Annotated in this window: 1 rRNA gene; it reads left to right on the top strand. The window is 53.1% G+C overall.

Annotation, left to right across the window (positions count from 1 at the left end):
• Positions 1-192: 192 nt before the first annotated feature.
• Positions 193-569 (top strand): 16S ribosomal RNA (locus AC3WJU_RS22485); the annotation flags it as partial.

Here is a 569-nt window from a genome sequence, read left to right as displayed (position 1 = left end):
TGTGTCTGTTGTTTGAGAACTCAATAGTGTGCCAAGTTTGTTGATACCGATTTGTTTTTATGAATTGGTTGATTTTGCCGGGCCTTGTCCGCCCCTGTGGGTGGGGTCTGGTTTTCAGCTGGTTTCAAATTTTGTGCAGCTGTTTCTGCCGTTATTTCCGGTGGTTGTGGTTGTGTCTGTTTTTGTTTTACTTCAACGGAGAGTTTGATCCTGGCTCAGGATGAACGCTGGCGGCGTGCTTAACACATGCAAGTCGAACGATGATCTCCAGCTTGCTGGGGGGATTAGTGGCGAACGGGTGAGTAACACGTGAGTAACCTGCCCTTGACTCTGGGATAAGCCTGGGAAACTGGGTCTAATACCGGATACGACCGCTCCACGCATGTGGTGGTGGTGGAAAGCTTTTGCGGTTTTGGATGGACTCGCGGCCTATCAGCTTGTTGGTGGGGTAATGGCCTACCAAGGCGACGACGGGTAGCCGGCCTGAGAGGGTGACCGGCCACACTGGGACTGAGACACGGCCCAGACTCCTACGGGAGGCAGCAGTGGGGAATATTGCACAATGGGCG

The sequence above is a fragment of the Arthrobacter sp. FW306-1B-F12A genome, from assembly GCF_058781865.1.
The sequence above is the reverse complement of the archived record's forward strand: the minus strand, read 5'-3'. Positions and strand labels throughout refer to the sequence as shown.